The sequence below is a fragment of the Acidipropionibacterium thoenii DSM 20276 genome (assembly GCF_000423445.1).
Classification (GTDB): Bacteria; Actinomycetota; Actinomycetes; order Propionibacteriales; family Propionibacteriaceae; genus Acidipropionibacterium; species Acidipropionibacterium thoenii.
In genome coordinates this window covers 68,837-93,474 of record NZ_AUHZ01000008.1, presented here as the reverse complement: position 1 = coordinate 93,474, position 24,638 = coordinate 68,837, and the positions used below count along the sequence as shown (strand labels likewise).

21 protein-coding genes and 1 tRNA gene are annotated in these 24,638 nt (G+C 69.2%); 5 read left to right on the top strand and 17 right to left on the bottom strand.

Going from position 1 to position 24,638, the window contains the following annotated elements; all coding sequences use genetic code 11:
• Positions 1-58: 58 nt before the first annotated feature.
• From G554_RS14460 to G554_RS0103455, 9 genes are all read right to left on the bottom strand, one after another.
• Positions 59-901, bottom strand: coding sequence for a serine hydrolase (locus G554_RS14460; RefSeq protein WP_245569929.1), 843 nt, complete (start codon positions 899-901; stop codon positions 59-61).
• Positions 894-2,009 (bottom strand): C45 family autoproteolytic acyltransferase/hydrolase, encoded by a 1,116-nt coding sequence (locus G554_RS0103490; protein ID WP_027586818.1) that lies wholly within the window; start codon positions 2,007-2,009, stop codon positions 894-896. Before G554_RS0103490 ends, G554_RS14460 begins: the two co-directional genes overlap by 8 nt.
• The gene (locus G554_RS0103485; RefSeq protein WP_051232352.1) at positions 2,006-2,908 is read right to left on the bottom strand and encodes a serine hydrolase; all 903 of its coding nucleotides are present in this window, start codon (positions 2,906-2,908) and stop codon (positions 2,006-2,008) included. Before G554_RS0103485 ends, G554_RS0103490 begins: the two co-directional genes overlap by 4 nt.
• Positions 2,908-3,375, bottom strand: a complete 468-nt coding sequence (locus tag G554_RS0103480) for an Lrp/AsnC family transcriptional regulator (RefSeq protein WP_027586816.1) — start codon at positions 3,373-3,375, stop codon at positions 2,908-2,910. Before G554_RS0103480 ends, G554_RS0103485 begins: the two co-directional genes overlap by 1 nt.
• Positions 3,376-3,379: 4 nt before the next feature.
• The gene (locus tag G554_RS0103475) at positions 3,380-4,357 is read right to left on the bottom strand and encodes a S66 peptidase family protein (protein ID WP_245569928.1); all 978 of its coding nucleotides are present in this window, start codon (positions 4,355-4,357) and stop codon (positions 3,380-3,382) included.
• Entirely contained in the window at positions 4,354-6,012 is a 1,659-nt protein-coding gene (locus G554_RS0103470; protein WP_027586814.1) for an ATP-binding cassette domain-containing protein, read from the bottom strand. Before G554_RS0103470 ends, G554_RS0103475 begins: the two co-directional genes overlap by 4 nt.
• A 3-nt stretch (positions 6,013-6,015) precedes the next feature.
• The gene (locus G554_RS0103465; protein WP_027586813.1) at positions 6,016-6,942 is read right to left on the bottom strand and encodes an ABC transporter permease; all 927 of its coding nucleotides are present in this window, start codon (positions 6,940-6,942) and stop codon (positions 6,016-6,018) included.
• Positions 6,939-7,970 carry an ABC transporter permease gene (locus G554_RS0103460; protein WP_027586812.1) on the bottom strand — a complete coding sequence of 344 codons (1,032 nt, stop codon included), beginning with the start codon at positions 7,968-7,970 and terminating at the stop codon, positions 6,939-6,941. The genes G554_RS0103465 and G554_RS0103460 overlap by 4 nt, the downstream gene beginning before the upstream one ends.
• A 168-nt stretch (positions 7,971-8,138) precedes the next feature.
• Positions 8,139-9,989 carry an ABC transporter substrate-binding protein gene (locus G554_RS0103455; protein ID WP_027586811.1) on the bottom strand — a complete coding sequence of 617 codons (1,851 nt, stop codon included), beginning with the start codon at positions 9,987-9,989 and terminating at the stop codon, positions 8,139-8,141.
• A 320-nt stretch (positions 9,990-10,309) separates the two neighbouring features.
• Here G554_RS0103455 and G554_RS0103450 point away from each other — a divergent pair, with 320 nt between their 5' ends.
• The 4 genes from G554_RS0103450 to G554_RS0103435 all read left to right on the top strand — a co-directional run bounded on the left by G554_RS0103450 (position 10,310) and on the right by G554_RS0103435 (position 14,751).
• Positions 10,310-11,182: an aminotransferase class IV gene (locus tag G554_RS0103450; protein ID WP_027586810.1), complete on the top strand. Its 873-nt coding sequence runs from the start codon at positions 10,310-10,312 to the stop codon at positions 11,180-11,182.
• A gap of 2 nt (positions 11,183-11,184) precedes the next feature.
• Positions 11,185-12,285 carry a dipeptidase gene (locus G554_RS0103445; protein WP_245569927.1) on the top strand — a complete coding sequence of 367 codons (1,101 nt, stop codon included), beginning with the start codon at positions 11,185-11,187 and terminating at the stop codon, positions 12,283-12,285.
• An 82-nt stretch (positions 12,286-12,367) separates the two neighbouring features.
• A complete protein-coding gene (locus G554_RS0103440) occupies positions 12,368-13,099 on the top strand; it encodes a type 1 glutamine amidotransferase (RefSeq protein WP_036924379.1) in 732 nt (243 codons plus the stop codon).
• Positions 13,100-13,131: 32 nt separating this feature from the next.
• Positions 13,132-14,751 (top strand): serine hydrolase domain-containing protein, encoded by a 1,620-nt coding sequence (locus tag G554_RS0103435; protein WP_084648288.1) that lies wholly within the window; start codon positions 13,132-13,134, stop codon positions 14,749-14,751.
• 195 nt (positions 14,752-14,946) lie between these two features.
• Here G554_RS0103435 and G554_RS0103430 read toward each other — a convergent pair whose 3' ends face one another.
• The 4 genes from G554_RS0103430 to G554_RS0103415 form a co-directional block, all read right to left on the bottom strand.
• Positions 14,947-16,296, bottom strand: coding sequence for a flavin monoamine oxidase family protein (locus tag G554_RS0103430; RefSeq protein ID WP_027586806.1), 1,350 nt, complete (start codon positions 16,294-16,296; stop codon positions 14,947-14,949).
• 212 nt (positions 16,297-16,508) lie between these two features.
• Positions 16,509-17,132, bottom strand: coding sequence for a GNAT family N-acetyltransferase (locus G554_RS0103425; protein ID WP_051232347.1), 624 nt, complete (start codon positions 17,130-17,132; stop codon positions 16,509-16,511).
• A gap of 78 nt (positions 17,133-17,210) precedes the next feature.
• A complete protein-coding gene (locus G554_RS0103420) occupies positions 17,211-18,254 on the bottom strand; it encodes an alcohol dehydrogenase catalytic domain-containing protein (protein WP_027586804.1) in 1,044 nt (347 codons plus the stop codon).
• A 212-nt stretch (positions 18,255-18,466) separates the two neighbouring features.
• Positions 18,467-18,539, bottom strand: a tRNA-Thr gene (locus G554_RS0103415).
• A 164-nt stretch (positions 18,540-18,703) separates the two neighbouring features.
• Between G554_RS0103415 and G554_RS0103410 the strand changes: the two genes are divergently transcribed.
• Complete coding sequence (locus G554_RS0103410; protein WP_084648281.1) at positions 18,704-20,410, top strand: DUF885 domain-containing protein; 1,707 nt, start codon at positions 18,704-18,706, stop codon at positions 20,408-20,410.
• 338 nt (positions 20,411-20,748) lie between these two features.
• Here the strand turns inward: G554_RS0103410 and G554_RS0103405 are convergent, their stop codons facing one another.
• The 4 genes from G554_RS0103405 to G554_RS0103390 form a co-directional block, all read right to left on the bottom strand.
• Positions 20,749-21,072 carry a hypothetical protein gene (locus tag G554_RS0103405; RefSeq protein ID WP_036924376.1) on the bottom strand — a complete coding sequence of 108 codons (324 nt, stop codon included), beginning with the start codon at positions 21,070-21,072 and terminating at the stop codon, positions 20,749-20,751.
• 150 nt (positions 21,073-21,222) lie between these two features.
• The gene (locus G554_RS0103400) at positions 21,223-22,962 is read right to left on the bottom strand and encodes an alpha/beta hydrolase (protein ID WP_027586801.1); all 1,740 of its coding nucleotides are present in this window, start codon (positions 22,960-22,962) and stop codon (positions 21,223-21,225) included.
• Positions 22,959-23,789 (bottom strand): PSP1 domain-containing protein, encoded by an 831-nt coding sequence (locus G554_RS0103395; protein ID WP_027586800.1) that lies wholly within the window; start codon positions 23,787-23,789, stop codon positions 22,959-22,961. Before G554_RS0103395 ends, G554_RS0103400 begins: the two co-directional genes overlap by 4 nt.
• Before the next feature lie 36 nt (positions 23,790-23,825).
• Positions 23,826-24,623 (bottom strand): DoxX family protein, encoded by a 798-nt coding sequence (locus G554_RS0103390; protein WP_027586799.1) that lies wholly within the window; start codon positions 24,621-24,623, stop codon positions 23,826-23,828.
• Between the last annotated feature and the right edge of the window lie 15 nt (positions 24,624-24,638).

The window sequence follows — 24,638 nt, the reverse complement described above, 5'->3', positions numbered from 1 at the left end:
CCGCGTGGTGTCAGACCCTGGGGCGGGGCGGGGCTGTCGATCCGACAGACCGGCCCGCTCAGCCCACCAGCTGCCGGCGGATCGCCAGCCCGGCCTCTCTCATCGCGGCGAGCACGGCGTCGCGCACCTGGCGGCCGGAACCCCAGTTGGCCAGCACCGCGTAGCCGATCCGCCGCGTCGGTGTCATCACCACCCCGATGTCGGCGCGCACCGTGGAGATCGTGCCGGTCTTGTTCCACAGCCAGATGTCGCGGTCGAAGTAGTAGTGCGCCAGCGGGTCCAGGCCGAAGGCCGAGGCGACCATCGACAGGTCCGTGCCGGCCCCCAGCCAGCGCTGCAGCTGATCGGCAGAAGCCTCCGAGAGGTCCTGACGCCGCGCCAGGCGGGTGCAGAATCGCACCAGCTCAGCGGCGCTGCCGTGCGACAGGGTGGCGGGGTAGCCGGGCGGGATCGGCCACCGGACGCAGTCGTCGAGGCCGCTGTGCTGGTAGCCGAGTTCGCGGGTGTGCTCCCGCACGGCGTCCAGCCCGATCACCCGCACCATCGTGTTGGTGGCCGCATTGTCGCTGACCGCCCCGATCAGGGCGGCGACGTCGTAGAGGCTCAGCTCGTCCTGCTGGAGCAGGTACCACAGCCCGGAGTTGTCCATCCACTCCGCCGGACGCCGGGTGACGCGCTCCTCCAGGCTCCGGGTGCCGGCGTCGACCTCAGCCAGTAGTCGGTGCAGCAGGAAGATCTTGCCGACGCTGGCGGTGTCGCAGACCCGCTCGGCGTCCAGTTCGAAGAGCACCCCGCCGGAGTCGATGTCGACCGCCAGCGCCGACCAGTCGACTCCGGCTACCTCGCGGAGCCGGTCTGGGATCTCGGGACTGTTGATGGATATCGGGGCCCGGTCAGGCACAGCTGATCCTCTCTCCGGCGGCGAAGGCGCTCAGCACACCGGTCCAGGGAGCGCCCTTGCCCTGCAACCAGATCCGGTCGGCGGCCGGGTCGGCCACCGCGGTCGCAAAGGTCCAGATGCCGGGACGCCGGTTCAGCACGCCGTCGCTGCGCAGCGCCGCCGCGAGCCGCTCGGCGGAGCTCGCTGCGGCAGGGGTCTGCGAGGGATCGAGCCGATGATCCGCGGCGGCCCGGACCAGGCGGCGTCGCCTGGTCCTGCTCTCAGCCAGCCAGGGATCGGCGGGATCGACCGCCAGCCCCTCGCGTCGGCCGTCCAGCAGCAGCAGATGGTTGGTGTGGTGCAGTGGTTCGGCACCCGGCTGGCCGGCCGCGCCGGCACTGGCGACCCGGCCCGCGGCGTTCTCGATGAGATCGGCCCGGCCGCCGGGACCATCGGCCAGGTCGAAGGCGAAACCACCGGCGCACGGCAGCGTCTCCAGGACGGTGCGGGCCGCCCTCCCGTCGGCCTGGCGCTGGGCGTGCCGGGCGACCAGATGGCGTCCCGCACCGCCGGTGAAGGAGACCCCCACCGGCACATGGTCCATCCCGAAACTGAGCCCCGCCGAGGTCGTCACGAAGGAGTTGGCCGGCAGCATCCCGGGGTACCAGACCACCGTCACTGTCGGGTCCCCGTCGATCCGCAGGGTGACCAGGCGCACCAGATCGGCCAGCTCAGCATCCCCGTCCTCGTTGTGGCCCATCAGCACCCGGCCCGCGGCGGCGGTGCACAGATCGGAGCAACCGGTGCCGTCGCGCCCCAGGTCGCCGCGCAGGTTGACCGCCCACAGCTCGGCCGCAGGGACCCCCGCACCGGCCGCCAGCCACTCCAGCTCCTGGGACTCCACCGGCAGCAGTCTCCTGCTGGAGGCGACCACCGCATCGAAGACGTCATGTCCTGGGCCGTCGGGCTCGGTGGCCCTCTCGACCAGCCGGGCCCAGCCGGGCAGCTCTCGCCAGGCTGCGATCTGCTCGGCATGGGCGCGGCCCAGCTCGGTCATCACCGTCCGCCGGTCGCCGCGGATCACCGTCCAGGGCAGCCCCGAGACCGGTTCCAGACGTGTGAGGGTCACAGCACCCCGCCGTCATCGCGTGCCCGCCCGGTGACGTGGGCCCGGATCTGCTCCCCGATCTCCCGCATGTCATCGATCGCGGCGGCACGAAGATCCAGCCCGTCGGGCCAGTTGGCGGCCACCGCATAGGCCACCCGCCCCTGCGGGCCGCTGAGATGCCCGACCTCGATCCGGGCGGTCTCGATGGACCCGGTCTTGTGTCGCAGCACCATCTGCTGGTACTCGGGTTCGACATGGGCCAGCGGGTCCAGCAGGAAGGCGTCGGCGAGCATCGAGGTGTCGGTGTCGGCGGCCAGCCAGGTGAGCACCCGATGGCGCACCGGGTCGGAGAGCAGCTCGGCTCCGGGGTGAGCCGGACTGAATCCCTCCCCCAGACCCGCAATGAGATCGGCCAGTTCTGCTGCGCAGCCGTAGGAGGTGGTCCAGGGCACATCGGGGGTCCGCTCGTTGCGGATGTAGTCCAGCATCAGGGTGTGCTGATAGCCCAGCCGCCGGGAGATGTCGTGGACGGCGTCCAGCCCGACCAGGTGGGCCAGCGCATTGGTGGCCAGGTTGTCGCTGACCGCTCCCACCAGCAGGGCAGCGTCGGCGACGGTGAGACGCTGGTCGGCCATCCGGTAGAGCAGGCCGGAGTCCTCGACGCGCAGCTCGTCGGGGATCTCGATGCGCCGGCCAGGATCCAGCCGACCGTCCTCCAGCCGGTTGGCGACCTCCACCAGCAGGAAGAGCTTGCCGACGCTGGCGGTCTTGCAGACCACCTCGGGGGTGTGCTCGGCCAGCACCCCGGCCGAGGAGGTCGGCGAGAGATCCCCGACGGTGGCGTCCAGGATGCGGATCGACCAGCTGATCCGTGGGTCCAGTTCGGTGGGGACGATGGGGCCGGGTTGGGCAACAGGCATCAGATGATCTCCGGATCCGGCGCCACGACGCGATCGAAGTGGGAGCGCAGCACCATGGTGGTACGGGTGCGGGTGTGCACCGCAGAGCGTATCCGGGTCAGCACCTCGTCCAACTGCTGGGCGTGGCCGACCCGCACCAGCATCAGGTGGGTGGCATCGCCGGCCACCGTCCAGCAGGCCTGGACCTCGCGGATATCCTTGAGGGCTGCCGGGACCTCGTCATTCATCCCGGGTTCGGCGTAGACCTCGACGAATGCGGCCAGCGGGCAGCCCAGGGTCTCCGGGGAGACGACCGCCCGGTACCCGGTGATCGCCCCGATCTCCTCCAACCGACGGACCCGGGTCTGGACGGTGGAGATCGACAGCCCGGTCGCCGCTGCCAGGGAGGAGAGACGAGCGCGACCGTCGTCGGCCAGCAGGGCCAGCAGACACCGGTCCTGCCGGTCCAGGCTCTCACCTCGAGGCATCACTTCACCCGACCCTCACGGTGACCGGCCCGCCCGCTGGTAGATCCACCACGCCGGGCACATTGAGCGGGATGCTGCGCGCATCGCGGTCGTGGCCGAAGCCCACCTCCCAGGCCACCGGCACCTCCAGACCGCTGAGGTACTCGGCCATCAGGGCGCGGATCTGATCGGAATCGCCGCAGTCCCGCCAGGACCCCAGCAGCACCGCGGCGGCCCCGGCCAACCGCCCGCTGCGGGCCATCTGGATCATCAGATTGTCCAGCCGGTAGACCTCCTCGCCGACATCCTCCAGCAGCAGGATCTCGGGTTGCCCACCGGGGCCGGCCTCCCGAGCCCCGATCCCGGCGGCCAGCAGGGACAGATTGCCGCCGCGGAACCATCCATGGACGGTCCCGGGCACCATCACCTCGGCCCTCGGCCCGGCGATCCGGCGGCCCCGCCAGGGTTGCGTCAACCACCTGGTGACGTCGTCCTGGATCAGCGCGGAATCCTTGAAGACGTCGTTGGCCGGCATCGGGCAGAACAGGCTCGGCACTCCCAGATGGCAGCGGAAGGCCTCGTGGAGTGCGGTGATGTCGCTGGAACCGGTGAGCAGCTTGGGCCTCCCGTCGCGGCGCCTGGCGGCCGCGGCCATCTGCTGCCAGTCGATCCCGTCGATCAGCCGCATCGCGCCGTAACCTCCGCGGGCGCACACCACCGCGTCGGTCCCGGGGTCGGTCCAGGCCGCCACCAGATCGGCCCGGCGCTGGTCGTCGGACCCACCCATGTACCGGGCGCGAGGGTCGTGGGCCAGGATGTTGGCGCCCAGCCGCACCTCCAGTCCGAGCCCCTCGAGGTAGCCGACCGCCCACCCGATGCTCTGCTCGTTGGTGGGCCCGGACGGCGCGACCAGGGCGACGACGTCACCTGGGCTCAGCGGGGCGGAGTCCAGATAGGCCCGAGCGGGTCGGGCGGTGGAGGCCACCGTGGCCGACGGCATCATGCCACCTCCTGGTCCCGGATGCTCGGGGCTGCGGCCAGCAGGGTCCTGGTGTACTCGTGCTGCGGGTGGAGCAGCACCTGCTCGGTCGGGCCGTGCTCGACGATCCGGCCCCGGTACATCACCGCCACCGTGTCGGCGATGTTCCATGCCAGGCCCAGATCGTGGGTGATCACCAGGGCACTGAGCCCCAGCCGTTCACGCAGCGACAGCAGCAGGGCCAGGATCTCCCCGCGCACCGAGGCGTCGAGGGAGGCCACCGGCTCGTCGGCCACCAGCACCTCCGGGTGGATCGCCAGGGCCCCGGCGATCACCACCCTCTGACGCTGACCTCCCGACAGCTCCTGGGGGATCGCACCGAGATAGTCGCCGGCCGGGATGAGCTCGGCCTCGGTGAGGCTCTCGACGACCCGCTGCTCCTCATCGCCGTCGAAGTGCTGGATGCGCAGTCCCTCGGCCACCAGCTCGTAGACCGACAGTTTCGGGTTGAGGGCCGCCGAGGGATCCTGCAGCACCATCTGCACCTGGCCGCGGAAGTCGCGCAACGCCCTGCCCCGATGGGGCAGATCCTGGCCGCGGAACTGGATGGCCGATCCGTCGTCAGCGGGCTGGAGCCCCAGCACGGTGCGCGCCAAGGTGGACTTGCCCGATCCCGACTGGCCCACCAGGGCCAGGATCTCGCCGCTGCGGATGGTGAGGTCGACATCCTTGACGGCGTGCACGGCCTTGCGGCCGCTGCGATAGGTGACATTGAGCCCGTGGGCCTCCAGCAGCACCTCGTCGGTCATCTGGTGGCGCTGGTCGACCGGAGGCCTCGCCGGACGCTCCCGCCGCGAGATCGGGTTCATCCGCGAGGCCGGATCGCCGATCACCGGGAAGGCGGAGGCCAGCTGCCGGGTGTAGGGCTGGTGGGGGTCCAGGCAGATCTGATGGGCGTCCCCCACCTCGACCAGCTCGCCGTCCTTCATCACCGCGATCCGCTGGCAGGCGGTGGCCAGCACCGACAGGTCGTGGCTGATCATCATCAACGAGATGCCGCCCTCCTGGACCAGATCGTTGATCATGTCGAGGATCTGCTTCTGGACGATGACGTCCAGGGCGGTGGTCGGCTCGTCGGCGACGATGATGTCGGGCTCGCAGGCCAGCGCCATCGCGATCATGATCCGCTGCTTCTGGCCTCCCGACAGCTCATGGGGGTAGGACTCGGCCTTCTCGGCGGGCAGGTCCACGACCTCCATGAGTTCCTTGACGCGGTCCTTGCGGGCCTTCTCGGTCCGCCACCGGTCGGTGACGTGCAGCTCGAGGGCCTCCAGGATCTGGCGTCCGACGGTGTGCACGGGGTTGAGCGAGTGCATCGCCCCCTGGAAGATGATCGAGGCCTCGGCCCAGCGGACCGCGCGCAGTTCGCCGAAGGACAGATCGGAGACGTCGGTCTCGCCGATCCGCACCGAGCCTTTCAGGGTCGCGTTCCTGGGCAGCAGCCGAAGCACGCTCATCGCCAGGGTGGATTTCCCGGAGCCGGACTCGCCGGCCACTCCGAGGGTCCCGCCGGCGGGCAGCTCCAGGCTGACGTGCTTGACCGCTGCGACATCGCCTCGGGAGTTGCGCCCCGACGTCCGGTAGGTGATCGAGACGTCGTCGAAGATGAGATCCGGCATGGCTCACCGACTCCTCAGGGTTGGGTTGACGATGGTCTCCACGACCCGGCCCACCAGGGTGAAGGACAGCACGACCAACAGGATCGCCAGGCCGGGGATGAGCACGTACCACCAGTAGCCGCTGGTGGCCGCCGACAGGTCCATCGAGTTCTTCAGAATGGTGCCCCAGGACTGCTTGGACGGGTCGCCCAGGCCCAGGAAGGACAGTGTCGACTCGGCGATGATCGCCGACCCGACGGTCAGTGTGGTGTTGGCCAGCACCAGCGGCATCACCGCCGGCAGCAAGTGCTTGATGATGATGTGCCAGTGGCCGGCACCCAGCACCCGGGCCCGTTCGACGTAATCTCGCGACTCCACCGACAGCGTCTGGGAGCGGACCACCCGGGCGGTGCCGGCCCAGGAGGTCAGGCCGATCGCGATGACGATCGTCATCACCCCTCGGGACAGTACCGAGGAGAGCACGATCGCCAGGATCAGGGAGGGCAGCACCAGGAAGAAGTCGACGATGCGCATCAGCAGGCCGCCGACCCAGCCGGTGAAGTGACCGGCGGCGATCCCGATGATGGTGCCGATGATCATCGACATCGCGGTGGCCGCGAAACCGACCACCAGGGAGACCCGCGACCCCCACAGCATCCGCACCCACAGCTCCCGGCCCTGGTCGTCGGTGCCGAACAGATGGGACCAGGAGGGCGGGGCGTAGCGGGGGCTGTCCAGCAGCTGGGTGAGGTCGAGCATCCGGGTGGGTGCCAGCACCGGTGCCAGCAGCGCCAGAATGATGATCACAGCCAGCACCACCAGGCCGGTCATTCCCGAGGGGTACTGGCGGAACTCCCGCCAGAAGTCCTTGGCCGCAGCGCTCCGGCGGCGCCACGCCATCGTCCGGGCCGACCCGGCCTGGATCACGGGTGTCGGTGTGGTCGCGGTCATGCCGTCCTCACTCTCGGGTCGAGCAGGCGATAGACGAGATCGGCCATCAGGTTCGTCACGATGATGATCGCCGAGAAGACCACGAAGGTGCCCTGCAGCAGCGGCAGGTCGGGGCCGCTGATCGCGTCATAGGTGAGCTTGCCGAGCCCGGGCCAGGAGAACACCGTCTCCACCGTCACCGCCCCGGCGATCAGCCCGCCGATGTGCATGAAGACCAGGGTGACGGTGGGCAGCAGCGCGTTCGGGACGGCATGGCGGGTTCTCACCTTGTCCTCGCGCAGGCCCTTGGCGCGGGCTGTGGTGAGGTAGTCCTCGCCCATCTCCTCGATGAGGGAGGCGCGCATCACCATCAGGTACTGGGCGTAGACCACCGCGACCATGGTGATCACCGGCAGCACCATGTGCGAGGCGACGTCGAGGACCTTGTCCAGGGTTCCGGTCGGTGGCGAGGGGCTCATCATCCCGCCGGTCGGGAACCACTGCAGGGAGCCGCCGAAGACCATCAGCAGCAGCAGGGCGAGCCAGAAGGTGGGCACCGACCAGAACACCAGGGCGATGCCGGAGGAGATCCGGTCGAACCAGGAGCCGTGCTTCCATGCCGAGCGCTGGCCGAGCCACAGGCCCAGCGCGATGGCGATCACTGCCGAGGTGCCGGTGAGCAGGATGGTGTTCCAGAAGTACTGCCCGATGAGGCTGGCCACCGACTGCTTGTAGACGTAGGAGTTGCCGAAGTTGAGCGTGAAGACGTTGACCAGGTAGTCCCAGAACTGCACGATCATCGGCTTGCTGAGGCCCAGCTGGGCCCGCAGCTGATCCATCTGCTCGGCGCTCATCGGTCGTTCCCTGGCCATCAGCGCCACCGGGTCCCCCGGCAGCAGCTTGAAGGCGAAGAAGCCGAGCAGGATCACCATCACCATCGAGATCGCCGAACCCCCCAATTTGCTCAGGAAGTACTTGATCGCAGGTACGCTGCGCGGCGGCTCGTCGGTCTCCCCCACGGTGACCGTGGACGCGACGGCAGTGGACATGGCGTCTCCTTCGAGAGGGCCCGGATCAGCGACTCGGCGCAGCTGGGCGTATGGGGTGGAGGCGGCCTCGACAGGTTGCCATGTCGGGGCCGGACCGGACGGGTGGGGAGCGGATGGGCCGGACTCAGCTGGGGCGTCGCGCGTTGCCGCGACGCCCCAGCCGGTCGGTCACTCGGTCTCGTCGGCGTGCCGACGCCGCACCAGCAACCAGACGACGCCGGCGATCACCAGCACCGCGACGACGATGCCGCCGACGACCAGTCCGGTGTGAGAGCTCGAGGTATTGGTCGAACCCGCCACCGGGGCGGCCTCCAGGAAGCCCCAGGCGCCGGCCTGGTTGGCGATGATGCCGTTGTTGGAGGGCTGCAGTGCGAAACCGGTGAATCGGTCGGAGCGGTAGGCCTCCAGCGAGTTGCCGTACCAGATCGCGATCTGCGGGGTGTCGGTGTAGTTCATCTCGAGCATCTTCTGAACGATGGCGCGACGCTTGGTCTCGTCGAGCGCGGCGCGCTGCTCGGCATAGAGCTTGTCGAAGGCGGGGTTGCAGTAGCCGTCCTGGGTGGTGCCACCGGTGCCGTCGGTACGGGTCGGTCGGGAGGAGCAGGTGTTGATGCCCAGCTGGTAGTCCGGATCCGGGTTGATGCTCCAGCCCGAGAAGTACATGTCATAGTCGCCCTTGACGGTCTTGTCGGAGATCGTGTCGGAGTCGCTGGACTGCACCTTCAGGTCGATGCCGACCTTCTTCAGCCACGGCTTGAGGTAGTCGGCGCTGGTCTGCTCGGTGGGATCACTGGAGTCGACGAGCAGCCGCAGGCTCAGCTTCTGACCGTTCTTGGCCCGGATGCCGTCCGAGCCGACCTTCCAGCCGTCGGCGTCCAGGGTCTTCTCGGCGGCCGCCGGGTCGTACTTGATGATCACCGGGCTGTTGGTCGGCAGGCTCCACTTCGGGAAGGAGGCCGGGATGAAGCTGGTGGCCTCGGTGCCCTGGCCGTTGAGCACCTTGGAGAGCAGGGTCTTGTTGTCGATCGCCTGGCGTAGCGCCTGGCGCACCTTGACGTCCTTGAGGGCCGCCGCGCCGGTACCGAAGGCCTGTCCGCTGGTGGTCTCCATCCCGCTGTTGATGCTGATCGAGGTGTACCGGCGTCCGAGCCCGGAGTGGGTGGTGACCCCGGTGGCCCCCTTGAGTGCGTTGAACTGGGTCGAGGTCAACCCGGTGACGAAGTCCACGTCTCCCGAGCGCAGCGCCTGCACCTGGGCATCGGAGTTCGTGTAGTAGATGTACTGGAGCCCGGAGACCTTGGGGGCGCCGCGCCAGTAGCTGGGATTGGCCTTGAAGACGATGCTCTGGTTGGCCTTGTAGCTCACCAGCTGGAAGGGGCCGGAGCCCACCGTGTTCGACTCATTGGTGAACTTGGCGGGATCCTTGATCTTGGACCAGATGTGCTCGGGGACGATCGGGATCTCGACGCCAGGGTTTGGGGCCTGAGCGGTCTTGAGGTTGATCACCAGAGTCTTGGCATCGGGGGCCTCGACGCTGGCGAAGTTGCTCACCAGGTTGCCATTGGCCACCGCCAGGTCGGGGACCTTCATCATCTGGTCGTAGGTGTACTTGACGTCGGCCGAGGTGATCGGCTGCCCGTCGGACCACTTCAGGCCGTCCTGCATGGTGAAGGTCCACGTCTTGCCGTCGTTGGAGGTCTTCCAGGAGTCGGCCAGCCCCTTCGTCGGGGAGCCGTCCTTCTGGTCGTTGGCCACCAGGTTCTCGTACATGTAGCGGATCGAGTTGGTCGGCAGCAGGTAGATCGAGGTGAACGGGTTGAAGCTGTCCACGAACCCGGAGGTCGCGATCCTCAGCACGCTGGGGCTGGCCGATGTGCTCGGCGAGGCGGAGCTGTCAGCGACGTCATGAGAGGGAGCGGCGCTGGCCGACCCGGCGCCCCCGATCGAGCCTGCGGCGAGCAGGGTGGCGGCCACGAGCGAGGCCGACACCCTCCTGATGGTGCGTGATCTGTTACGCATCTGGACTTCCTTCGTGGTCACCCGGGGCCCTGACGGAACCCCGGTACAGCTGTGATCTTGGTGCGATCTGATGGCATCCCATCACTGGGGAACGGCGATCTTGCGAAACATAACAAGACTTTTACATAACTGAGACACAGCGCCGACAGCGAATTCACCGTAACAGATCCCGGTTCATAGCCATGGAAGCGGATTTATTCCGGATTCACCCTCCTGGGTGGGCCCGGCTGTGCAATCACCCGGGATGAGCGGGGCCTATCATCACTGACAGTTGGTCAGCGTCATCGCAGCCACCCTCACGACTCACGAACGGGCACGTTATGAAACCAATGATCCTCAACTTCGTCGATCTGTCGACCCCCGAGGGATCCTTCCGCAGCCACCCCACCGACGCCACCCTGATCCGGGTCGACGACCTGGGCATCACGCGAGGAGACGGGATCTTCGAGACGGCCGGCGTCATCGACGGCGTCCCGTTGGCCCTGGAGGCCCACCTGGCCCGGTTCGCCCACTCGGCGGCGATGCTGGAGCTGCCCGAGCCCAACCTCGACCTATGGCGCCGCGTGGTCGTCGACACCGCCCATCAGATGGCCGATGTGGGTGTGCTGGCCGCGGTGAAGTTCTGCATGACCCGCGGCATCGAGGGCCAGGTCTCGGCACCGTCGGGATGGGCCCTGGGATACCTCGCCGATGACCCGACCGAGGTCCGCCGTGACGGTCTGGACGTCGTGACCCTGGACCGCGGCTACCGCCATGACGTCGCCGAGACCTCACCCTGGCTGCTGCAGGGGGCCAAGACCCTGTCGTACGCGGTCAACAAGGCGGTGCTGCGAGAGGCCGAGCGTCGCGGCGCCTCCGATGTCATCTTCACCAGCATCGACGGATACGCCCTGGAGGGCCCCAGCGCCTCTCTCATCGCCCGGATCGACGGGGTCTACGTCACCCCTCCGGACAGCCTGGGGATACTGAAGGGCACCACCCAGGGGGACATCTTCACCGAGCTGGAGGCTCGCGGCCTGCCCACCACGGTGGGCAACATCATGGTCTCCGAGCTGGCCGGCGCCGAGGGGCTGTGGCTGTGCTCCAGCACCCGTGGTGCCGCCCCGATCCGGACTCTGGACGGCAAGCCGGTGGCCCTCGACCACCAGGCCACCCAGGCCATCAACGACGATCTCGAGAAGCGCCGGTCCTGAGGGTGGGCGACACTGATGTGATCGGCGTCATCGACGGCCACAACGATCTGGCCTGGGCCGCCCGCCAGATCCGCGGCTACCGGGTCGGTGGGCTCGACGATCCGGCCCACCCGGTGGCCGGCCTGCACACCGACCTTCCGAGGCTGGTGGCCGGCGGCGTGCAGGGCCAGTTCTGGTCGGTGTGGGTGGATCCGCAGCTGACCGACGCCCAGCAGGTGACCGGCACCCTGGAACAGATCGACTTCGTGCAACGACTGGTGGCCGGCTACCCCGACACCCTGGAGCTGGCGGCCACCGCCGCCGACGCCCGTCGGATCGCCGGTCAGGGCCGGATCGCCTCCTTCATCGGGGTCGAGGGAGGCGCCCAGATCGACGGCTCGATGGCGGTGCTGCGCCAGTACGCCCGACTCGGGGCCCGCTACCTGACGCTCACCTGGTCGCGGACCACCGACTGGGCCGACTCGGCCACAGATGTCCCTCGCCACGACGGGCTGAGCGGCTTCGGCGTCGAGGTGGTCAGGGAGATGAACCGGATCGGGATGGTCGTCGATCTGGCCCATGTCGCCCCTTCGACGATGCGCGACGCGCTGGCAGCCAGCACCCGCCCGGTGATGGTCTCCCATTCGGCCACCCTCGCGCTGTGCGACCACCCGCGCAATGTCCCTGACGACGTCATCTCCCGGATCGGGGAGGGCGGCGGGGTGGTGATGGTGGCCTTCGTGCCCTCCTTCGTCAGCCAGGCCAGGCACGACTGGGTGGAGGCCGGGGAGGTCGGGGAACCCCCCACGGTCGGAATCTCCCAGGTCGCCGACCACATGGACCATGTCCGCGAGGTGGCCGGCGTCTCGGCGGTCGGGATCGGCGCCGACTACGACGGAACCGGCTCGATGCCCCGGGGGCTGGACGACGTCTCGCACTACCAGCAGCTGCTCGCGGAGCTGTCGCGGCGTGGCTGGTCGCGGGCCGATCTGGAGGCCGCCGGCCACCGCAATGTGCTGCGGGTGGTGGAGGCATCCGACCCCGACTACCGTGCCTTCATGAGGGGGGACGCCCCCCAGCCGGATCCTCAGGCACTCGCCCCGGCGGTCGATCTCACGGATTGAGCCGGTGGTCCGGGTGCCCCCGCCGGCCCGGCCGGGAGCGATCCCGGCCGGGCCCGAACCGCAACATCAAGGAGCAGAACCGATGCGCACCGCACCCACCGTCCTGGTGGTCGTCAACTCGCCCAGTTCGGGGCCGCGCCGGCTCAAGGGCTGGCTCGTCGAGGAGGGACTCGAGGTGCGCGAGCAGCTCGCCTCCCAGGGCCTGCCTGATGATCTCGGCGAGTTCGACGGCCTGGTCATGCTCGGCGGCGGACTGATGCCCGACGAGTTCGACCGGGCCCCCTGGTTGCGCGGCGAGCGGAGGCTGGCAGTGCAGGCCATCGACGAGGATCTGCCCACCCTGGGGATCTGTCTGGGCGGACAGCTGCTGGCCGACGTCGCCGGCGGCCAGGTGTGTGCGAAGACCGGACCCAAGGAACGCGGCGCCACCCTCATCCACACCACCGCCGAGGGCTCCGATGATCCGGTGACCGGCGTCCTGAAGGACGGCACCCCGATGATCGAGAACCATCAGGACATGATCACGGAGCTGCCACCGACGGCGGTCCTGCTGGCCTCCTCCCAGGCGATCGTCAACCAGGCATTCCGGATCGGTTCCCATGTCCGCGGCCTGCAGTTCCACCCCGAGGCCTCCGCTGAGAACCTGGCGGGTTGGGACGAGTCCGCACTGGCCGCCGACGGCTACTCCCGCGACGATCTGGTGGCCGCGGCCCGGGGGTATGACGCCGTCAACACCGCCGCCGCCCGCCAGATGGTGGCCGGCTTCGCCGCCGAGATCCGCCAGGCCTTCGAGCAGCGAAGAGCCCACGGGTGATCCCAGAACCGCCGATCGGTCCGGATCCGTTCATGTCCCCCGTGCCTGCCCTGCCCTCCGCCGCCGTCCAGCACTGTCCCATCGGGGCCGTCTGGCAGCCCCCGGCAGACTTCGCCGAGCTGTGCCGGGGCGTCCTCGACTCCCAGCTGGACGCCGCGACCCTGGCACTCGCGCCGTCCTGCGTAGCCGCCATCACCTGGCGGGGCTCGGTGGTGGCGGTCCACACCAGCGGCTCTCCCCGGATGGACGACGGCTCGGCATCGGCGCGGACCGTCTACCGGATCGCCTCGATGTCCAAGTCGTTCCTGGCCGCCACCGCGCTGTCCCTGCGCGACGCCGGGATCCTGGACCTCAACCTGCCGGCCGCCGAGCTGATCGAGGGTCTGGGCAGGGCTCGCTACCACCTCTCTGGAGGCGCCGAGGACCCGGTCCTCGACGCCAGCCTGGAGGAGTTGCTGAGCAACCGGTCGGGGATCGCCGAGGACAACCCCTGGGGAGATGAGCACCTGGCCGAGTCCCGGGAGTGGATCGCCGCTCAGCTGAGGTCGGGGCTGCGGCTGGGCGGACTGCCCGGAACCCGCTACCAGTACTCCAATCTCGGCGTCTCCCAGATCGCCCGGGCCATCGAGGCGGTCACCGGCCGTCCGGTTGCAGCATCGATCCGGGAAAGGATCCTCGACCCTCTCGGTCTGGCCTCGACCCGCCCCGATGCCTCGCTGTACCCCGGCGGCACCGACATCGCCGGCGGCTTCCGGACCTTCGACGGTGGCGCCACCTTCACCCCGGAGCCCTTCGTGGGGTCCGGCGCGCTGGGCTGCATCGGGGACCTGTTCAGCACCCTCGACGATCTCGCCAGCTGGATGGACTTCCTCGGCTCGGCCTTCGACGAGACCCCCGATTCCCGCTCCGAGGCGGTGCTGGCGGCGTCCTCCCGACGCCGGATGCAGACCGCTCACACCGTGATGAGGACCACTGAGTGGCCTTTCGCGGGGCGACAGCTGGACGCAGCGGGATACGGCTATGGCCTGATCTGCGAGCTGGATCACCGGTTCGGCCGGGTGGTGGGGCACTCCGGCGGGCTGCCCGGGTTCAGCTCGCACATGCGGTGGCACCCCACCACCGGCATCGGTGTCGTGGTGATGGCCAACTCCGACTCCTTCGAGGCCTGGCGGCCGGCCTCGGCGATGCTGTCCTCGATCCTGGCGAGGGTGGCGGCGCCGGCAGCCCGGATCCGACCCTGGCCGGAGGTGATCGCCGCGGCCAGGACGATCGAGGACTGCGTGGTCTCCGGCAGGTCCCTGGAGGAGCTCCTGGCGCCCACCCCCGACACCGGCCTGCTGTCGCGCAATGTGCTGCGCAACGTCCCCTGGCCGGTGCGCCAGGCCCGCCTCGATGCGCTGGCTGAACAGGCCGGGCCCGTTCTGATGCCGCGTGCGCCCTTGGAGGAGCGGATCCTCACCGCTGCCACCCCGGCGGCGCTGCGATGGGCGGTGCCGTGCCAGCACCGGACGCTGATCTGTGACATGCGAATGGTCGGGCTGCACGCCCCGCTGGTGCAGGCCGTCGATGTCCAGCTGGCCGGCGCCGATGGCCGCAAGCCGGTCGGCGAGCAGAGCCTGGCCGAGGACCACTTCCAGGTGTTGATGGACTGACCGGGGCCGCCGACAGCGAGAACGTGCGCAAAGTACTCCGCAGACGGGGGTGTCTGCAGCCACAGCTGCAGACACCCCCGTCTGCGGAGTACCTTGCGCAGCCTGGACCGGGCGAGTCCCTCGAGGAGCCCGCCCCACAACGCGGCACGCCCACCCGGAGAGCCGGGTGGGCGTGCTTCAGTCGATCGGAGGAGCTCAGCCCAGCAGCTCGTTGACCTCGGTGGCCACCTCGCGGCCACAGCGGACCGCCCCTTCCATGTAGCCGTTGAAGGCGGTGGCGTACTCGGCTCCGGCGAAGAACAGCCTGCCCAACGGCTGGGCCAGCAGTGGACCGCCGGTGGTCCACAGACCGGGAGCGAAATGGGCGCCGTGGCAGCCACGGGTGTACTTCTCCGACAGCCAGTCGCGATCCAGGTATTCGAAGGGTTCGGAGGGGGCGGCGCCGAAGGCTCCCTCGACGGCCTCCTCGAAGGCCCGCTGTCGCAGCGAGACCGACAGCTTCCCGTAGCCGGAGGCCTCGGCACCCTCGAAGAAGCCCATCAGGACGCCCTTGCCGGTGGCCTCGTCGGAGGTGTCGAAGACCACCCTCACGGCACCCTCGTCGGCACCCATCTGGCCCGACGCGCCGCTGCGCCGCCACCACGGGGAGTCATAGGCCAGGAATGCCTTGATGACATTGCCCGGCGGCACCTTGCCGGCCAGCTGCACCCGCTCGGAGGGCAGAGCCGGCTCGAAGGTCATCTCCAGCAGCATCCTGGGCGGCAGGGTGCACACCACGGTGCGTGCCTCGAACTGCTGTCCGTCCTCGGCGACCAGGACCACCCGGTCGTCGTCGTAGTCGATTCCGACCACCGGGGTCGACAGCTTGACGGCGTCTCCCAGAGCGGCCGCCAGATTCTGCGGGACCTGGGCGACGCCACCGCGGACCCGGCGCTGCTTGAGACCGCCATTGACGGCGACCAAGGCCTCCAGATCGACCCCCTCGCCGGCCTTGCCGAGGCTGTCCAGCAAAGTGGCGGTGGCGGCGTCGACCCCCAGCGCCCTGGTCGCCAGCGCGGTGAAGTAGGAGCGGCCGCCCTCGGTGCGCAGGTTGGAGCTGATCCACTGGGTCAGCGTCTGGCTCAGCCACACGCTGTTGGCCTGGGTCCACACCGGGTTCTGCGCCACCCGATCGGCAAGCCGCCGGAAGCGCAGCAGCCCCTGACCCAGATCCGCGAACTCGAAGGGGGTGAGGTGATGCTCGGCCTCAGAGGTCTCGGGCAGTTTCGCCACCTGGCCGTGCAACTTGAGGATCAGATCGCCGTCACTGGGCCCGATCAGCTCCAGATCCTGGTCGGAGATCAGCCCGAGCAGCTGCTCGTGTGCCTCAGAGACCCACTGACCGCCGAGCTCGACCACCTGGCCGTTGGACAGTGTGCCATTCTCCAGACGCCCGCCGACCCGGTCGCGGGCCTCCAGGACGAGCACCTCGCGACCGGCCCTGACCAGCTCTGTCGCTGCGGACAGGCCCGCCAGGCCGGCACCGATGATGATGCTGTCGTACATAAAGATGTCCTCCTGGTCGTGGCGAAGGGATGAGTCGCACATGTCGCCGGCGACACTCGCCAAGGCCTAGAAACTGCACCCCGATGCTATCGGCACCGCCGCACAGTGTGTGAGGCAGTCCTGGTTTCCCGGCCCGGTTCAGCCTTCAGCGGCAGAACGCTCAGGAGTCCGGCGCCGGCCGCCGACGATCCCCGGTGGCGTGGCGGGTGGGTTCAGGTGGCCTCCGCCAGCAGATCCCGTCTCATCAGGACCCGCGCCCGGGAGGGGCGCAGGACCTCGCTGAACCCCGCCCCGGCGAACAGCCCGACCGAGCCGTGGTAGAGCTCCTCCGCCCGGACCTGCGGCCTTCGCTCGGTGTCCACCGGATAGCCCTCCAGCAGTCGGGCACCGCGGTCTCGCGCGAACTCGACCGCGGCGTCGACCATGGCTCTGGCGATGCCGCGCCGACGGTGGTCCCCCAGCACGACCAGGCAGCTCACCGACCAGACCCAGTCCAGCTCGGCCCCGGTGAGCCTGGAGGCCACGATTCGCGGGTAGTCCTTCTTCGGGGCGACGGCGCACCAGCCGACCGGCTCGCCGTCCAGGTAGGCGATCAACCCCGGGGGCAGGGGCTGACCACCGACCTGCTCGTGCATCGCGGCGCGGTTGGCCTGGCGGGTCGAGGACTCCCAGGCCCGGCCGCGGAGCCGGAAGAACTGGCACCAGCAGGAGGCCTGGTCACCTTCCTCGGCCATCACGGCGACCAGGTCGGGCCAGCGTGACGGCTCGGCCGGGAGCACCTCGATGCGCTGCCCGCCGGATCCCTCGACGGGCTGGGCATCCTGACTGGTGGGCATCGCCGCCTCCTGGTGCTGGGCATGGTGCTCGGGATGACGGCGTCCATCCTGACAGGCCCGGAGGTCACAGCGCCCGGATCAGGGCTTGACGAGGATCCGGATCGGGTTGTTCTTGTGGTGCTCCAGATCCGCGATGCCGCGCTCGACCTCGGCCAGCGGCACCACCTCGGAGATCGACTCCGAGAGGTCGAGGCGATGATAGGACAGCATCTCCGCCAGCATCGCGATGTCCTGGCCGTAGTAGCCGAGATGCCCGAAGACCTTCTTGCGCTGCAGGTTGAAGTCCATGAACGGGCCGGCATCGATGTCCTGACCGGACAGGCCGAGGGAGACCGCCCTGCCGTTGACGTCCAGGGACTCCACGGCGGCCCGCAGGGTGGGCTTGATGCCCACCGCATCGAAGGCGACGTCGATCATGCGTCCGTGTGTGAGGTCCTCGATCTTGCTCATCAACTCGGGGTCGTCGCTGCGCAGCACGTGGTCGGCGCCGACCCGCTTGGCCCGCGCCAGCACCTCGTCGTCGAGGTCGATGGCAATCACCGGGACGCCGCCCGCCACCTTGGCGAGCTGGACGAGGTGGGTGCCGACCCCACCGACTCCCCACACCGCCACCGCATTGCCCATGTGCACCTGGGCGGTGTGGACCACCGCGGCATAGGGGGTGGAGACGGCGTCGGCCAGCAGCGCCGCCTGATCCATCGGCACGTTGTCGGGGATCATCGTCAGACCGGTCGCGGAGGCCTCGTGGTACCTGGCCCAGGCACCGTCGTAGGCGAAGGCCATCAGGTTCAGGTGCAGGCAGTTGGCGAAGTCGCCACGCCGGCACTTGCGACACCGCAGGCAGGGACGCCCCGCCGAGGGGATGACCCGGTCCCCCACCTTCCAACCGGTGACCCCGGCGCCGAGCTCGACGATGGTGCCGGAGGCCTCATGGCCCTGGGTCACCTGTGGCCGCTGGGCGGGGAAGGTCCCGTTGATGAGGCTCAGGTCGGAATGGCAGATGCCGCAGTAGGCCACCTCGATGAGCACATTGCCCGGCCCCGGATGAGGAACCGGGATCTCCTCCAGGTGGACGCTGCGGTCCTGTGCGTAGAACCTCTCCGCCAACATGGTCTCAGCCATCACACACTCCTTGTGTCGAGTCGGGTCACCATCCGGTGGAGTCGTGATCACCGGCGCGCGTCCGATGCCACCCAGGCCCTCCGGTGGACTGCGTCGATGCAGTCCGTGGACTATTTGGTCCGACCAATAAACACCTTAGCCCGGTGGCTTGGGCGCTCCGTGGCGGGTGCGGCGAATCCTCCCCGGGCGGTGCCCGAGCAGGGGAGGTAGGGAGCCGTCGACGGGAATCGAACCCGTGACCTACGCTTTACGAGAGCGTCGCTCTACCGACTGAGCTACGACGGCCTGCCCGTCATCTCCTCACCCCGCGCGGTTCACACAGCACCCGCGCGCAGCCTGAGACGGACCGCTGAGACTATACCGGCAGACAACTCGCCGGGCGAAATCCTCACCGCTGTGCGCTCGGCGGTGCCATCGACCGACCCCGGCTCCGCGATAACGTCAGCTCTGTGACGACAACTCCTGACTCCCCCGACCAGATCCCGGCAGACCATCCCCGCACCGCGGTCGACCAGGTCGCTGAGAAGTATTACCGGGCCAGCCTGGAGGCCAGCCCGCTGGCGGCCACCGACCTGGGCCTCGACATCCGCCAGGACGAGTACGACGACCTGTCGCCGGCCGGTCTGGAGGCCGACTACCGGCTCACAATGGCCACCCTCGACGAGCTCGACCAGGCGATGCCCGTCGACGACATCGACCACGTGACGGTCGCAGCGATGCGCAACCGGCTGGGGCTTCGTGCCCAGATCCACGACAACGGCTATGACCTGCTCACCCTCAACGGCATCGACTCGGGCCCTCACTGGATCCGGGCGGTCTACGACGCGATGCCCACCGACACCGTCGAGCAGTGGCAGACGATCACCCGGCGCCTGCACGCCGTACCGGCCGCCATCGACGGCTGGCTGGACTCCCAGCGGGCCTCCGCGGCAGCCGGCGTCGCCCCCGCCCGTAGGCAGGTCGACCTGCTGGCCGGGCAACTCGAGAGCTGGACCGCCCCCGGCGGCTTCTTCGACTCCTACCTGGCCGGGGCCGCCACCTCCTCCGGAGAGCTCCCGACGGCCCTTCACTCCCAGCTGGCCGACGCCGTCAAGGTCGCCGAGCAGTCCTTCCAGAAGGCGGCGGGGGTGCTGCGCACCGAGATGGCGGCACTGTCGACCGACCAGGATGCCGTCGGCGTCCAGCGCTATCGGCTGGCCTCACGGGAATTCCTGGGATCGACCATCGACCTGGCCGAGACCTACCGGTGGGGTCAGCAGGAGCTGGCCCGGATCGAGGAGCTGCAGCAGCAGACGGCCTCGCGCATCCGCTCGGGTGCCAGTGTGGCCGAGGCCATCGAGATCCTGGACGCCGATCCGAGGTACCGGATCAACGGCACCGCGGCACTGCGCGAGTGGATGCAGCAGAAGGCCGACGAGGCCATCGAGGCCCTGGACGGCACGCACTTCGAGATCCCCGAGAAGGCCAGGCGGATCGAGGGAATGATCGCCCCGACACATGACGGCGGGGTCTACTACACCGGCCCCTCCGAGGACTTCTCACGGCCGGGTCGGATGTGGTGGGCAGTGCCCGAGGGAGTCGACTCCTTCACCACCTGGCGCGAGCTCACCACCGTCTACCACGAGGGGGTGCCCGGCCATCATCTGCAGATCTCCTCGGCGATCGCCCAGCGCGAGCACCTCAACTCCTGGCGTCGCAACTCCTGCTGGACCTCGGGTCACGGCGAGGGATGGGCGCTCTACGCCGAGTGGCTGATGGCCGATCTGGGCTACATGGACGACCCGGGATACTTCATGGGCCTGCTGGACGGCCAGTCGATGCGGGCGGCCCGGGTGGTCCTGGACATCGGGCTGCACTGCGGCTTCGAGGCCCCCGCCGAGGTCGGCGGTGGGCCATGGGACTGGGACAAGGCCTGGACATTCTTCAACCGGCACGTCTCGATGGACGAGGGCTCGGCCCTGTTCGAGGTCAACCGCTACTTCGGATGGCCGGGTCAGGCTCCGGCCTACAAGCTCGGCGAGCGCACCTGGCTCGAACTTCGCGACGCCGCCCGCGCCGCCGACCCGGAAGGGTTCAGCCTCAAGGACTTCCACACCCGTGCTCTGGCGCTGGGGGGCCTTCCGCTCGACGTGTTGAGGTCCGCGGTACTGGCCTGACGCAGCCTCCGGGTCCTACCAGACCACGTACGTGTTGAGGTCCGCGATGCTGACCTGACGCAGCCTCCAAGCCACCGGACCACGTTCGTCCTCAAATATGGCGTTCGTCCTGGAATTCCAGGACGAACGCCATATTTGAGGACGAACGTGGAGAAGGCGGGGATCAGGGACGGCTCCGGAGGTGAGGGACAGGCGGAGGTCCAGGACAGGCAGGGGTTCAGGACAGTCGGGGGTCCAGGGACGGGCCAGACGGCTCGCGGTCAGGGACGGAGGTCCGGGCCGGCGGGGGTCCGGAAGGGGGTCAGGGAGAGCCGGGGGTCAGGCGGTCGTCGCCCGCCTCAGGGCTGTCTGAGGCACAACGCACCGATGTAACCGGTGTCGTGGCTCATCTCGTGACGCACAGCGACCTTGTCCTCGCCGTACCGGCAGTTGCCAGTGGGCCCCACCACGCTGGTCACCAACCGCGCCCCGGAGTGCTCGCAGGAGACCACCGGGACCTGACCGTTGTCGACCCGTGAGCCGACCATCACGCACTGACCATCGTTACGCTGCAGGCCGGCCAGGACATGAGCCCGCCATGCGAACTCCAGCAGTAGCAGGACGCCCACCAGGACCAGCACTCCGAGGAGCCGGAGGCATCTGTTTCCCACGGTGCCCGGCATCACAATCCTCTCCTGCCGCCAGCCGCGACGGCGTCCGCCAGAATCCGTCGAGGAGCCGGACGCCACGCAGTACTTCTCGATCACTGGCAACGGTAGCGACGGCCCCAAAACCCTGGGGCCCCGGCCCCGGAACCTGAGCTCGCCACCGACTCAGCAGGTCGTCCTGTCCTTGGGCACCACGCCATCGTTGAGGTATCCGGTGACGGAGTTGCGCAGGCAGGTGTTGCCCAGTTCCCAGGCCGAGTGACCGGCCCCGCGCCAGGTCACCAGAACCCCGGAGGCCAACTGGTCGGACATCCACTGGGCCTGCTGGTAGGGCGTAGCAGGGTCACCGGTGACCCCCAGCACGACGATCGGCGCCGCTCCCTGGGCAGTGATCCTCAGTTGCCGGGCGGGCTTGACCGTCCAGTAGGTGCAGACCAGCCCGACGCCGAAGGATCTGCCGAGGATGGGGGCTCGCTTCTGGTCCGCAGCCCACTGCCGGCGGGCGCCGGCCAGCCCGTCATCGGACCAGTCCCCGCACAGGATGGACGGGAAGGCGTAGGCCGATGAGTCCCACTTGCCGGTCTCCAGGTCGCGGCCGTTGAGAGCATCGGCGGCAGCCAGCAGGACGGCTCCATTGCGTCCCTGGATGGCTCGGTTCAGCGCGCCGGCCAGGTATCCGTAGGAGTCCTTGCCCGAGTAGAGGAAGTAGGCCAGTCCGGTGGCTGCCTGGTTCTGGGTCAACGGGCGCAGCCCCACTCTCATCGGTGCCCCGTTGAGCCCCTCGAGGAAGCGGACGGTGCGGTCGACGACGCCGTCTGTGGTGTCCCCGAGTCCGCAGCTCGAGGTGCCGGCGCACCACTGGGCGAAGGCACGGAAGGCCTTGTCGAAGCCCATCACCTGGGAGACGGAGTCGTTGTCGGTGATGTTGACCGCCGAGTCGAGCACCATCCGGCCGACCCTGCCCGGGTACAGCTCGGCGTACATCGCGCCGATGTAGGTGCCGTAGGAGATCCCCAGGTAGTTGAGCCTGCTGTCGCCCACCTGGTGGCGCAGGTAGTCCAGGTCACGGGCGGTGTCGATGGTCGAGATGTGGTCCAGAAGGGCCCCCGAGGAGGTGCGGCACTGTTGCGCGAAGGCCTTGTTGCCGGCGATCACGGCGTCCCACTGGGACTGGTCGGAGGGAGAGGAGTCGAGGTTGAAGTAGGCATCGGTCTGAGCGGCGGTACCGCAGGCCACCGGGGTGGACTGTCCCGATCCTCGCGGGTCCCAGGCGATGATGTCGTATCCGGGGAACTGGTCGGCCTGGAACTGGTCGAGCATGCTCTGGCCGGAGACGCCGGGGCCGCCGGGGTTGATGAACATCGTCCCGTCGGCCGGCTCTCCGCCCGACCGCTGGGTGGCCGCCTTGCGCTTGACGGCCAGTGTGATGGCCTGGCCGTCCGGCTTGTCCCAGTCCAGCGGCACGACGACCTTGGCGCACTGGAAGTTCCCGCAGCCGGTCCAGGAGATCTGCCGGTTGAGGTAGCGATCCATCCCCGATCCCGAGGGGGCCGCGGTGAAGCCGGCGGGTGTGGCCTGGGAGGCGGCGGGGGTCTGGCGATCGGGTGAGGTGTAGCCGGTGAACACGGCGTGGGCCGCCGGGTCGTAGGAGGCCACCGGCGGGTTGGCGGATGGCGCGGTGGCGGCCGGTGACCAGCTGTGGCTGGCCGACGCCGTGCTCTGCGCGGTGGCCGACCCGGAGCCGGCGCCGGAGGAGGTGGTGGCCTGCTGGGTTGCCGGTCCGGAGCCGCTCGCACCGGGTGTCGAACTGCTTCCACCGAGCTGGCATCCCGACGCCAGGAGGGCGAGAACGGTCAGGCCGGCGGCCCAGCCGGTCAGCCGCGATCTGCTGGCCGCTGGCCTCATGGTGTCTCCTTCTGGCGGTCGCGTCGTCGGGCTGCGGTGCTGCACACCGAGGCCAGCGGGCATCTGAGGGTCGCCCCCTTCACCTCCACCTGGACCGTGGCCGAGGGTGCGTCGTGGCCGACCACCCGGCCCGACCCCGAGGGGGTCTGGACCTTCTGGCCCAGTGCGGGTGCGGCGGCCTTGAAATCGGTGTAGTAGGGGTGCTCGTAGCGCAGGCAGCACATCAGCTTGCCGCAGGCGCCGGTGACCGCCAGCGGGTTCGAGGCGAAGCCCTGGTCGGCGGCCAGCCGCATTCCGATCGGCTCCGGCTCCTCGAGGAATGTGGTGCAGCACAGATCCCGGCCGCAGACGCCGACCCCGCCGGTCGTCCGGGCCGCGTCGCGCCCGGCGATCTGGCGCATGTCGATCCGGCAGCGCAGTCGGCCCGCGAGGTCGGGCACGAAGCTGCGGAAGTCGATCCGCTGGGGGCTGCGGTAGTAGACCGCCACCACATTGGAACCGTCCTGATCGAGGAGGTCGACGGCCAGCAGGGTCATCTCCAGGTCATGGTCGGCGGCGGCCTGACGGACCACCACCGAGATCTCCTCGCGGCGGACGCGGTTCTGCTCGGCCCGGCGGATCTGCTGCCCGGTGGCGATCCCGGCGCAGCGCGGGGCGACCGGATCGGCGTCATCGACCCGTTCGGGGCCCCATACGCAGCGGGCCACCTCGTCTCCGTCGGGAGTGGGGTAGAGCACCCAGTCGCCGACCTTCACGTCCAGACCCGCCACGTCGAGGTAGTGCAGCCTTCCATTCTCCTGGAAGGCGACGGCAATCACCTGCGACATGTCGCAGAGCCTAGATCATCACCTCGAGGCGACGTCCTACCTGGCGGCGCGACTGGCCTTCCTGACGGCGCGACGACGCCGCGGACCGGCGTCGATCCCCCAGCCGCCCGAGCCGATGAAGAACAGCAGCAGACCGCAGGAGGCGACCAGCAGGGCCGGCTCCCCGAGAACTCCCGCATCGGCGAAGACGTTGAGCCCGTGCCAGTGCACGAAGACCAGGGCCAGCACGCCGATGGCGGCAGCCCCCAGCCCGGCGATCCGGGTCCACAAACCGACCAGGATGCCCAGTGCGGCCAGCCCCTCGCCGACCCCGAGCACCCAGACCAGGTAGGTGGGATAGGGCAGCCCCACCCCGTTGATCATGTCGTAGGTGCCGGCCCGCTGGGTCAGGTGCTGGAAGCTGTGCACACCGAGCACAGCGGCCAGCACGACCCGGAAGATGAACAGACCCATCGATGCGAAGGCCCGGTCGGTGACCGGCCTGGGAACCTCGACAGGAGTCGGGTCGGGCTCGGCCGGAGGCGCCACGGTGCCCAGTGAACGCTGCCTCATGGCGCGCTCGCGGGCGCGCTGCTCGGCCTCCTGGCGTCTGGCCTCCTCGGCCTCCCGGCGGGCGATGTCGTCGGCGTCGGGAGTCTCAGGGATCACCTGGGTGCGCTCGACGGTCTCCGCGCCGGGACGGGCGTAGTACTCATCGGGGACGCGGCGCGTGGTGCCCTCTGGTTCGATCACCTCGGTCTTGGTGACGTCCTCCGATGAGATGACGCGCGTGGTCTCGTTGTCAGCGTCGTCCGGTATGGCGTTGCCGGTCGTCCTCTTGACAGCCTTGCTCACGTCAGCTCCTCACAG

What these genes read in the sequence shown, in the direction of transcription:
- G554_RS0103405 (WP_036924376.1), bottom strand. Translation starts at nt 21,072, where the DNA reads ATGCCGGGCACCGTGGGAAACAGATGCCTCCGGCTCCTCGGAGTGCTG.
- G554_RS0103475 (WP_245569928.1), bottom strand. Translation starts at nt 4,357, where the DNA reads ATGATGCCGTCGGCCACGGTGGCCTCCACCGCCCGACCCGCTCGGGCC.
- G554_RS0103440 (WP_036924379.1), top strand. Translation starts at nt 12,368, where the DNA reads ATGCGCACCGCACCCACCGTCCTGGTGGTCGTCAACTCGCCCAGTTCG.
- G554_RS0103435 (WP_084648288.1), top strand. Translation starts at nt 13,132, where the DNA reads ATGTCCCCCGTGCCTGCCCTGCCCTCCGCCGCCGTCCAGCACTGTCCC.
- G554_RS0103430 (WP_027586806.1), bottom strand. Translation starts at nt 16,296, where the DNA reads ATGTACGACAGCATCATCATCGGTGCCGGCCTGGCGGGCCTGTCCGCA.
- G554_RS0103460 (WP_027586812.1), bottom strand. Translation starts at nt 7,970, where the DNA reads ATGTCCACTGCCGTCGCGTCCACGGTCACCGTGGGGGAGACCGACGAG.
- G554_RS0103450 (WP_027586810.1), top strand. Translation starts at nt 10,310, where the DNA reads ATGAAACCAATGATCCTCAACTTCGTCGATCTGTCGACCCCCGAGGGA.
- G554_RS0103485 (WP_051232352.1), bottom strand. Translation starts at nt 2,908, where the DNA reads ATGCCTGTTGCCCAACCCGGCCCCATCGTCCCCACCGAACTGGACCCA.
- G554_RS0103455 (WP_027586811.1), bottom strand. Translation starts at nt 9,989, where the DNA reads ATGCGTAACAGATCACGCACCATCAGGAGGGTGTCGGCCTCGCTCGTG.
- G554_RS0103470 (WP_027586814.1), bottom strand. Translation starts at nt 6,012, where the DNA reads ATGCCGGATCTCATCTTCGACGACGTCTCGATCACCTACCGGACGTCG.
- G554_RS0103465 (WP_027586813.1), bottom strand. Translation starts at nt 6,942, where the DNA reads ATGACCGCGACCACACCGACACCCGTGATCCAGGCCGGGTCGGCCCGG.
- G554_RS0103480 (WP_027586816.1), bottom strand. Translation starts at nt 3,375, where the DNA reads ATGCCTCGAGGTGAGAGCCTGGACCGGCAGGACCGGTGTCTGCTGGCC.
- G554_RS0103420 (WP_027586804.1), bottom strand. Translation starts at nt 18,254, where the DNA reads ATGGCTGAGACCATGTTGGCGGAGAGGTTCTACGCACAGGACCGCAGC.
- G554_RS0103395 (WP_027586800.1), bottom strand. Translation starts at nt 23,789, where the DNA reads ATGTCGCAGGTGATTGCCGTCGCCTTCCAGGAGAATGGAAGGCTGCAC.
- G554_RS0103400 (WP_027586801.1), bottom strand. Translation starts at nt 22,962, where the DNA reads ATGAGGCCAGCGGCCAGCAGATCGCGGCTGACCGGCTGGGCCGCCGGC.
- G554_RS0103425 (WP_051232347.1), bottom strand. Translation starts at nt 17,132, where the DNA reads ATGCCCACCAGTCAGGATGCCCAGCCCGTCGAGGGATCCGGCGGGCAG.